Raw genomic sequence first — 9,744 nt, forward strand, 5'->3', positions numbered from 1 at the left:
CAGGACGCTGGCCCCGCAGGCTCGAAGAGCAGGACATCGATCTGGTCGGCCCGTTGGTCAACCAGCCGGGCAGGACCGTGCATGAGACCGCCCTGGAAGGCGGAGAGACCGTGCATGTCGGCAACGACCAGGCACGTCGGATTGGCGAGAAAAGTCGAGCTAAGAGCTCCTAGCGGGTTCGGTCAGTTGGCATTGGGTTCTGTTGCAGTGCAGGATGTTTCGGTGCGGCAGCACCCTGGATCTTGGACGACGAGTTGTGGGCGGTAAGCGAACCGCTACTGCCGGTGAACCGTTCACGCCCCGGACCTGGGCGGCGGCGCGATGGGTGATCTGCGACCGCGATTCTCGCGCCGGTCTCGCCAGCTCGGGTGGGTGCGGATATGCCGCGAACCGCTGGCGTGTTCGTTGAGGTCTCGGCTGATCGCGGTTTCCCCGGGATGTGAACGGTCCAGATCAGATCGCGTCGTGTCGCCTCGGCGGACCGGTCGCCACCAACCGGTCAGCAGAAAGCTCAGCCCGCCCGCAGCGAGAACGCCAACGATGATTCCATAGAAGAACGGCAAACCACTGGCCACCACTCCTGTGATTCCGATGATGACGGCGGCGATCACGGCGATCACGGCGACGACGATCATGGCAGCTCCCGGATACTGCTCTCGCTAGGAACGCATTGTCCTGATGGAACGCCCGTCACCGTATTGTCGAAACGGCGTGAGCAGAGGAGGAATTCGTTACCGCCGCGGAGGCCGACGGTCACCACGTGTAGCAACGATGTGACGGGGTTGTGCTGCGGCACGACGCAGTGGCCAGACTTCACCCTGGCAATCGCTACCGCCACAGACGCCGACATCAGTTGAGTACGGATCTACCATGGGAGATCCAACGCCGCACTGCGGCAGCTCTTTTCGTGCGATCGCTGCGCTCCTGCACACTGATCGTCATCAGATCCTGCTGCCTGGCAGGTTCTCGGCGGGTTTCGCCGACCAGCAGGTGCAACCGACCGGCCAGGTACTCCGCCCCGACGGGAGTGAGAGCCAACAGAATTCCGTCCTCGCTCTGCGGCTCGATGCAGTAGTACTCCCGGGTACCGGCGAGGATATCTCTCCGAGTCAGCGAGGTAGTGAGTGGCCTGTTCCTCCAGATGCTCAGCACCTGAGTCGATTCCAGCCCTTCACGCATGCGACCGAGGTCGAGATCGTCGGTCCGAAGCCGGGCGGCGAGGTCGCGCCGGGTGTCCAGTTTCCCGATAGCTACCGGCCGAACCCGAAACGGAAACAAACCGGACGAAAACGGACCAGGGATGCATTGCCGCAGTGCCGCTGCTGGGGGCTTACTGGGCATAAGCGGCGAAATAGCCTGCGCTGCTGTGGGAGAACCACTTTCACTTATCACTGACTTTAGAAGGCAAAAAATGTCACCTGTCATCACCTCGCTGACGCCCTCTTTCGGCCCTCCGGCGGGTTTCAACTCTGTAGTCATCACCGGCTCCGGATTCGCCAATGTCGGTCCGTTGACTGTCCGGTTCGGTACGACGGCAACGACCTTCACCATCGACTCCAATACCCAGATCACGGCCATCGTCCCGCCCGGAACCGGCACGGTGAACGTCACCGTACAGGTACTGCTGGACGGTACGAGCAACCCGCTGCCGTACATCTATGGTGGTGCGGTTCCTACCTTGACCAGCATCAATCCGGCTTCGGGGTCCGCGGCCGGTGGGGCGACGGTCGTGCTCACCGGGACGAACTTGACCGGAGCCACCGCAGTGAGTTTCGGTGGGACACCGGCAACTTCGTTCACGGTCAACTCCTCGACACAGATCACGGCGGTGACGCCTGCTCATTCAGCTGGGGCGGTGTCGGTCACTGTCACCACCGCGGTTGGCACCAGCAATGGTGTCGCGTTCACTTACATCGCGGTGCCCACCCTCACCGGTGTCTCTCCGAGTTCGGGGGCGCCGAGCGGTGGGGCAGTGGTTGTGCTCACCGGGACAGGTCTGACCGGAGCTACCGGTGTGAGTTTCGGTGGGACACCGGCGACTCTGTTCACCGTCAACTCCGATACCCAGATCACCGTCCTGACCCCGGCTCACTCGGCTGGGACGGTGTCGATCACCGTCACCACCGCGGGCGGCACCAGCAATGGTGTCGCGTTCACCTATATCGTGGTGCCCACTCTCACCGGTGTCACTCCGAGTTCCGGTCCGCCCAGTGGTGGGGCAGTGGTTGTGCTCACCGGGACAGGTCTGACCGGAGCTACCGGTGTGAGTTTCGGTGGGACACCGGCGACTCTGTTCACCGTCAACTCCGACACTCAGATCACCGTCCTGACCCCAGCCCACTCAGCGGGGACGGTATCGGTCACCGTCACCACCCCCGGTGGAACCAGCAATGGTGTCACCTACACCTACGTTTCGGGTCTGGCGCCGGTCAATCTGGGGACAGCCGCTACGTTCGCGGTGTTGGGGGCTGCGACGGTCACCAACACCGGAGCCACGGCCATCACCGGCAACCTGGGTGTGAGCCCAGGAACCGCGGTGACCGGATTCCCGCCGGGAACGGTGACCGGCGGAGCGATCCATGCCGGGGATGCGGTCGCCGCGCAGGCACGCACCGATTTACAGACTGCCTACACCGACGCGGCGGGCCGCACGCCCACCGCTACGGTGACCACCGATCTCGGGGGACAAACCCTGACCTCCGGGGTGTACCACGCGGTTGCCGGGATCGGTCTCAACGGCACCGTCACCCTGGACGGACAAGGCAATCCGAATGCGGTGTTCATCTTCCAGGCCGGGACGACACTGATCACCGGGGCCAGTAGCGTGGTCAGCCTCATCAACGGCGCCACCGCAAACAACGTGTTCTGGCAGGTCGGTAGCTCGGCAACACTGGGCACCAACACCAACTTCGCCGGAAGCATCCTGGCCTTCACCTCGGTCACGGTGACCGGCGGCACCACCGCCAACGGGGATATCCTGGCGCTCAACGGCGCGATCACCCTGGACACCAACACCATCACCGCAGTCTGAGCCCCGACACACCGAAAGGATTTCGAACCTTGTCCGCGCGCCTTCGGCACGCGGACAAGGTGTTTCGGGTGTGGTAGCCGCTAGTCTGCTCACCCTTTTCCGAATGGTTGATGGTCGCAGGCCGGGCTGGCGCTCAGGCGCGTTGCAGATTTGTCGAATTGTATTGGCAACGCATTCTTTCTGGTGACAGCGCTAGCCGAACCGGCCAGCGCCGTATCTCGGAAGATCAATGGGTCGAGGGCATCCGACGCCGGCCGAACGTCTCTCTATGCCCAACGCGGGACATTCTGCCGCCGTAACTCGTTGCCGCACACGGGCGTTCGTCCAGCAACGTGCTTTCGTCTTGGTTCTACCTGGGGCGATCGAGTCGTCTGGAAGACGTGGTCTACGTAGGAGATTCCGGCTGCTCTCGCTATGTCGCTGCCTCGGCGAAGTCTCTCACGTGGTCGGCTGTCCAGCGAGCGAAAGGTCGACGCGGAACGGTCGATGATCGCCGGGACCGAACCAGTCGGAGCAAAACCGGGTGTTCGGCCATGCCGCCGAGCACGTTGTCGACGTACCAGCTTGCGGTGTCACCCATCTCGATGCGGAACACCTCGACCGCCTCATCGCGCGACACCGGGATGAACGGGATGCCGCGGCCGAGCTGCCGGATGAGCTCCGTGCGCGTAAGGATTTCTGGCCCGGCCAGACTGTAGGATTTGCCGACATGCTCGTCCCCGAGCAGCGCGGTGGCGGCTACCGCGGCGATGTCGTCCAGCGGAGGAACATCTCGCGGTCGGAGTCCGGGAAGCCCAGCATCTCGGAAATGATCGCTATGGGCACCTGCGCCACGTATCGCGCCACCAGATCGGTGGGCCCGTCGTCGGGCAGGGCCTCGAGGCAGTTCCTCGGTAACCGTATCGATCCTGTCGCGTAGCCGGGCGATGACACGCGGGGTGAAGGCCGCGGTGACCGGTTTGCGCATCCGAGTGTGGTCGGGCTGGTCGATCACCAGCATCGACGACGGATCCGCGGGTTCGGTGGGGCGGCGCTCCAGCGCGCGCCGCACGGGCCGGGGCGCGCCGAACACGGTCGGCACACAGACACCGAAACGGTTGTCGCGCAGTATCTCCCGGACCATCTCGTGATCGAAGGTGATCCATACCGGAAGGGCCCGGTGCAACCCACCCTCCCCGCGTATCTCCTCGATCAGAGCGTACGGATTCTCGATACTGGCTGTAAGTACGAATTCTGAGACCACTTATCCGTGAATTTTGACGTCACTCGAGGCCGAGCCAGGGCGGGTCTATCCGTGAATTTTGACGTCACCCCGATCGGCGTGTCCGGTCGCCGGGTGTGTCAGAGGCTGTCCTAGAACTCGTTTCACCGCCTTCGCGGGTCGTAGGCTTGGATGCGGTGGACAAACATGAGTCGGGGAAGATTCCGCACAGCCTGGCTGTTCCGGCTTTCGGGCAGGGCGCGGTGCCGAAGAAATACTGCCTGACCTGCCGGAAGGTGTTGTCTTCGCGACGGGGGCCGAGGGCGAAGTTCTGTTCTGATACGTGCCGGTCGCGGCATGGGCGGTGGGTGCGGCGCAGCCGGGCCAGGGTTGCCGCGCTTCGCGACGGGTCACCAGATGCGACTCCAGCTCCGGATGCGATCTGTGAAACCGGCGCGTTACCCGTTCACTTCGTGAAACAGGTGCACCTCGGATTGCCCACGCCCCGAAGGGTTTCGACATGAGATCCATGATCCTGGCGCAGGTGACCATGGCTGCGTGGTGTTCGGGGAGTCCTTCGTAGTAGATCGGCGTGATTCACGACCAGCTGAAGCTGATCGGCCCAATGCGGCCGAAACGCAGCGTGATACGACAGATCTGCTCCTTGCCAAACGCCGCGAGGCGACCCGCCATCACCGCATGTCGCAGAGGTTGATCACCGAGCGTGGTGAACTGGAACAACGCGTTGTGGCGACCCAGGCTAATCCCGTGGCCCACAAACTTTCGGCGCACCGGTCGCGGAGGTCTCCCGGCGAGCAGCCGCAGGATGGTGTCGGCGGCGTGGACACCCGAGGGTGTCGCGGCTTGGCAGCTCATGCGCAATGGGCGTTCGCTGAGCACCGCGGCATCCCCCGCGCCGATGATCCGGGGGCTGGTAACACTCACCAGCGCGTCGTCGACGCGGAGCGCACCGGCCGCGTCGACATCGAGTCCGCTGTCCTGGGCGAGTTCTGGTGGTGCGAACGCGGCCGCTACCACGGTGAGGTCGCTGCTGAGAACGGTCCCGTCGGCCAGTGCCACCTTCCCTTCACGTATCTCGGCCACCGAACTGTGCTCAATCACGTGTACGCCGGCCGCGGAAAAATGTGATCGCAGCTGGGCCCGGGCCCGCGCAGACAGGGTTGTACCCAGTTCGCCACTGGTAACGAGCCGAACCGCAACGGTGCCCAGCTCCGCCAGCTCGGCTGCTGTTTCGATACCGGTGAGCCCTCCGCCGATGACGGTGACGATCGCAGTCGGTGAAAGAGCTTGCAACCGTTGGTGGGCCACACACGCCGCATCCCAGGAACCGACGGTCACCGCGTGCTCGGCGACACCGGGAATCGCGTCCGATCGCGTCCGACTTCCCACCGCGTAGACGAGGTAGTCGTAAGCGATGACATCGCCACTGGTCATGTGCAGCTGTTGATTTCGCGAATCGACTGTCACCGCGGCATCCACGATCAACTTGGCTGACGGTGGCAACAACTCCCTCAACGGCTTCACCGCCGGATGATTCTCCGCCATGAACTGGTGCAGGCGAATCCGCTCCACGAAGTCAGCCCGCGGATTGACCACAGTCACCGATGTGCGGTGACGTGATCGAGCGAAATGCTTTGCGGCACTGAGGCCCGCGTAACCCGCTCCGAGAACGACAATTTCAGCACTCAACAGATTCCCCCGTCAGGCGATGCTTGCTGTCTGGCAGACGATAGTGATCACCAACCCAGCCAAACAGCAGTTGTGCCGGACGTCACCGCTGCCCGATTTCCGGACTGTCGTCCATCATGCCTGAACTGCTGCGCAATGGCCGTGTCGCCGCGCGAGATACCGCCGCGGCGTTGCCGCAGACGACCTTGGCCACGGATCAGCAACGCCCCGAGGGCAATCCGCATTTTCTGCGACTCATGGCCGGTGCGGGAGATGAGACAGCTTCTCGGAAAGGCTCGGAGTGGAGGTCGTGGGCCGGGATCTCGAGGCCGCCCAGCAGGGCGGCGAACCGGTTCAGGTCGGCTCGTAGGTCGCTGAGCGCGTAGCCGTCCGCCCCGACGAAGGCGTGGAAGGACTGCGCGACGGCCGGGTCGCTGTCGGTTAGCCAACCGTCGATGAACGTCAGCATCTCGGCGAGTTCGATCGCGTCGTCGACGGTGAGACCGGAGATGAGGGGACTGGGCTGGTCGTGGGTGTCGGGTGTGGTCATGGGGTGTCGTGCTTTCCGGTGACGGCCTGTGTTCGGGTGCTGGGGTGGTGTCGTAATTCGCCGATAGACTGCTGGTCAGGGCACGATTTCCAGTGACTGTTGAGCATCGGTGAATACTGGTTGCTCCGGTGTCGGCACCTGCGCAGTGGTGTTAGCGGTGTTGGTGAGTGCGGCGGTTCGGGTGAGTCGGTAACTGTCGGTGCCGGTTTCGATGATCTGTCCGCCGAAGGTGAGGCGATCGACGATCGCGGCGCAGAGCCGCGGTTCGGGAAACATGTTCGACCAGCCAGAAAAAGCCTCATTCGAGGCGATCGCGACAGAATTCTTTTCCTCGCGTTCGGTCAAAACCTGGAACAACAACTCGGCGCCGCGCTTGTCGAGCTCCATATATCCCAGTTCGTCAATACAAAGAAGATCGACTCGCCCGTAGCGGGCGATCGTCTTGGCCAGCACCTTCTCGTCGGCGGCTTCGACCAGCTCGTTCACCAGTTTCGTTGCCAGAGTGTATTTCACGCGGTAGCCGCGCATCGCGGCTTCGGTGCCCAACGCGATCAGCAGGTGGCTCTTGCCGGTCCCGGAGTCCCCGATCAGGCAGAGCGGGGTGCCCTTCTTCACCCACTCGCAATTAGCGAGGGTGTTGACCACGGCGGGGTCGATGTTCGGGTTGGCGTCGAAGTCGAAGGCCCGCAACGATTTATCGCGCGGGAATCCGGCGGCGCGGATGCGCCTTTCGGAGCGCCGCCGCGCCCGGTCGTCGCATTCGACGAGCAGCAGCTCGGCCAAAAACGCCCGGTAGCTCATCTGGTCGCGGGTCGCGGTTTCGACGATGTCGTTGAACTGGGTGCGGATGCTGGGCAGCCGCAGCATCCGGCATGCCTGGTCGACGGCGGTGTCGGCGGCCTGGTCGGTCATGCCGTGGCGGCGCGGGAGCGGGCTGGTCATTTCTATGGATTCCCTTCTGCGGTTCTCGGTTTGGTGATGCGGAGCAACTGGTCGTAGATGGCGACCGAGGGCAAGGGCCAGGTGTCCGGCGGCAGATGCGCCAGGCGGCGGGCGCTCAGCGACGCAACCGGATCCGGATCGGGCTCGTCGAGATCGACCACGTTGGCCAGCCGCGGCGCGGCTTCAGCGGCCTTGCGGGCCTCGAGGGCAACCGCGTCCGCGGTCAGCGCTCCCGCGCGCAGCGCGGCGTCCAGGCCCGCGACAACCTGGTCATAGGGCATACCGCGGTGCAACAGAAGCACTTCGATGATCGCGCGGGTGCCATCGCGCTCGCCGTGCGCCTTGCGGACCGCGGCCCACCACGCGTCGTGGCTCTTGGTGAACTTCCCGCTCTGGCGGGCTTGTTCGAGGGCGGTCGCGCCCGCCATCGCGCCGGGTTTGCGGACCAGCGCTTCGAGATAGTGATCGAGTTCCACGCGCGTCAACGCCTTGCCGATCAGACGTTCGTGGCGGGCGATCTCGGTGCGGCCGTCGTAGACGACCAGCCAGGAGGCGTGCAAAAGGATCCGGACCGGGCGGCCGATGAACCGGATCGGGACCCTGTATTTGTTGGTCCGCGCCGCGACCATCGAATACCGGTCCACCCGCGTGGCCAGCCACGACCCGGTCTCGAACTCCTCGACCGGCAACCGTTTCAGCGTCGGCACCTCGACCGCGAAATGCTCTCCGATCGTGCGGGCCCGCGCCCCGATCCGGCGCCCCAGATCCTGGGAATCCCACTGCTCGACAAGGGTATTCACCTCCTCGAGGGACTCGACCTTGGGGACGGGGACGAAATGATTGCGCCGGTAGAACCCGATCTGGCCCTCGACACCGCCCTTCTCGTGTGCCCCCTCGATACCCGGAATGCAGTAGAACGGATCATCGATGCCGTAGTGGCTGCGGAACGCGGTCCAGCGCTCGGATTCGGTTCTGGCCCTGCTCAATCCGAGAACCTTCGCCACCGCGGCCTTCAAATTGTCATAGCGGATCTTGCCGTGCGGCACCCCGCCGAGCACGGTGAACGCGTGAACGTGGCCTTCCAGGAACGCTTCTTGACCGCCCGAGGCGAACACCCGCTGAACAGCGCGGCCCGAGTAGGACATTCGCAGCGAGAACAGGTAGAGCACCGTCCGTTCACCGCGCAGTTCGACAGTCACCTCACCGAAGTCGACCTCGGCTTCCTACCCCGGGCGGTGGGTCTGCGGGATGAACACCTGCGGCGGCTCGCGGCCGGCCTCGATCCTGATCTGCGGTTTGCGCTGCTCGACGTAGTCGCGGATCCGCTGATAGGACACGTCTTCCATACCGTGCTCGTCGATCAGCCGTGCGTAGATCCGTTTGATGGTGTGCCGCTGTTTGCGCGGCGCGTCCAGATCCGCGCGCAACATCTCGTCGATGAACGACTTGAACGGATCCAGCTTCGAGGCCCGCGCCGGATACTCCTTGCGCTTCTCAGGGAACACGGACGTCAGCGCGGCGTTGACCGTGAGGTAGCCGATGTTGTACTTGGCCTGTAGTTCCCGGCCCGACATGCCCGCCCGTGAGTCCCGGCGGATCGCCGCGTACAGCTGCGCCTTGGATTGGTTCGGCGGCACAGGTCCACTCCTACGGGCCGTTGCAGATTGATAGCAGGATGATCCTGCCACCGCAACCCGTCAGGTGGTGTCAAAATTCGCGGATACCAACACCTTCCACGCCGGGGGTGGTGTCGAGATTCACCGATCAACGATCTCGTGATTCACGTATGAAGCCACGATTCACGAGGTCGAACCCGGCACCTCGCCAGGGCTGTAGGTATGACCGGCCCAACAGGTCACCGACACTGCCGCTCAGCTGTGGGCAACCCGCGCCCGCGACACCGCAAGAGCAGAGGCATGCCGTAGATCGCCTGTGCGCCAAACGAAGTCGGCACAGCTGGGACTGTGGACGCGAGGCGCGATGATCGGGTCTCGGTGTCACGAAGGCGGCAATCGGTGAATATCGTTCGCGCACTGCGGTGTTCAATGTCGAACCCGTCGTCACCGATCAATGGCGCTGAGAAGCCATGACGCAGAGCCACGGCCCACTGAGGCTGGACTCGATGGGCGGAAGGCGTATCGCAGCAGGGCTTTTCGTCAATTCTCGGGCTCGGAGAAACTGCCGAGACGGTGCCGGGTGGCTGTGCTAGTGGGTCGATTCCAAAGTTGTTGGGCGGTATGGGTTTCTGGTTGAATGTGGGCCGTGCGAGCTGCCCCTCTGGTGTTGCGTGATGGCGATCGGGAGATCTTGGCGGGCTGGATCCGGTCGAGC

The 9,744-nt window shown here is 63.9% G+C and carries 6 protein-coding genes and 1 pseudogene; 1 reads left to right on the forward strand and 6 read right to left on the reverse strand.

What is annotated here, in order from left to right; translation table 11 throughout:
- Positions 1-293 precede the first annotated feature (293 nt).
- Positions 294-635, reverse strand: coding sequence for a hypothetical protein (locus tag GFY24_RS38670; protein ID WP_153810094.1), 342 nt, complete (start codon positions 633-635; stop codon positions 294-296).
- A 776-nt stretch (positions 636-1,411) separates the two neighbouring features.
- Here GFY24_RS38670 and GFY24_RS38675 point away from each other — a divergent pair.
- Positions 1,412-3,031 (forward strand): ice-binding family protein, encoded by a 1,620-nt coding sequence (locus tag GFY24_RS38675; protein WP_228567086.1) that lies wholly within the window; start codon positions 1,412-1,414, stop codon positions 3,029-3,031.
- A 412-nt stretch (positions 3,032-3,443) separates the two neighbouring features.
- On the opposite strand, the gene GFY24_RS38680 is transcribed toward GFY24_RS38675, so the two are convergent.
- The 5 genes and pseudogenes from GFY24_RS38680 to istA all read right to left on the reverse strand — a co-directional run bounded on the left by GFY24_RS38680 (position 3,444) and on the right by istA (position 8,987).
- On the reverse strand, positions 3,444-4,031 hold the full coding sequence (locus GFY24_RS38680; protein ID WP_153810095.1) for a hypothetical protein: 588 nt from the start codon (positions 4,029-4,031) through the stop codon (positions 3,444-3,446).
- Positions 4,032-4,829: 798 nt separating this feature from the next.
- The gene (locus GFY24_RS38685) at positions 4,830-5,942 is read right to left on the reverse strand and encodes an NAD(P)/FAD-dependent oxidoreductase (protein WP_228567087.1); all 1,113 of its coding nucleotides are present in this window, start codon (positions 5,940-5,942) and stop codon (positions 4,830-4,832) included.
- Positions 5,943-6,138: 196 nt separating this feature from the next.
- A complete protein-coding gene (locus tag GFY24_RS38690) occupies positions 6,139-6,471 on the reverse strand; it encodes a hypothetical protein (protein ID WP_194853192.1) in 333 nt (110 codons plus the stop codon).
- 75 nt (positions 6,472-6,546) lie between these two features.
- Positions 6,547-7,413, reverse strand: coding sequence for an IS21-like element helper ATPase IstB (gene istB, locus GFY24_RS38695; protein WP_153810097.1), 867 nt, complete (start codon positions 7,411-7,413; stop codon positions 6,547-6,549).
- A 2-nt stretch (positions 7,414-7,415) separates the two neighbouring features.
- Positions 7,416-8,987, reverse strand: a pseudogene (istA, locus tag GFY24_RS38700) (IS21 family transposase).
- Between the last annotated feature and the right edge of the window lie 757 nt (positions 8,988-9,744).

Origin of the sequence: Nocardia sp. SYP-A9097 (assembly GCF_009649815.1) — a bacterium.
Lineage (GTDB): Bacteria > Actinomycetota > Actinomycetes > Mycobacteriales > Mycobacteriaceae > Nocardia.

Coding starts and splice junctions, on each gene's coding strand:
- GFY24_RS38670 (WP_153810094.1), bottom strand. CDS start 635: ATGATCGTCGTCGCCGTGATCGCCGTGATCGCCGCCGTCATCATCGGA.
- istB (WP_153810097.1), bottom strand. CDS start 7,413: ATGACCAGCCCGCTCCCGCGCCGCCACGGCATGACCGACCAGGCCGCC.
- GFY24_RS38680 (WP_153810095.1), bottom strand. CDS start 4,031: ATGCTGGTGATCGACCAGCCCGACCACACTCGGATGCGCAAACCGGTC.
- GFY24_RS38675 (WP_228567086.1), top strand. CDS start 1,412: ATGTCACCTGTCATCACCTCGCTGACGCCCTCTTTCGGCCCTCCGGCG.
- GFY24_RS38690 (WP_194853192.1), bottom strand. CDS start 6,471: ATGACCACACCCGACACCCACGACCAGCCCAGTCCCCTCATCTCCGGT.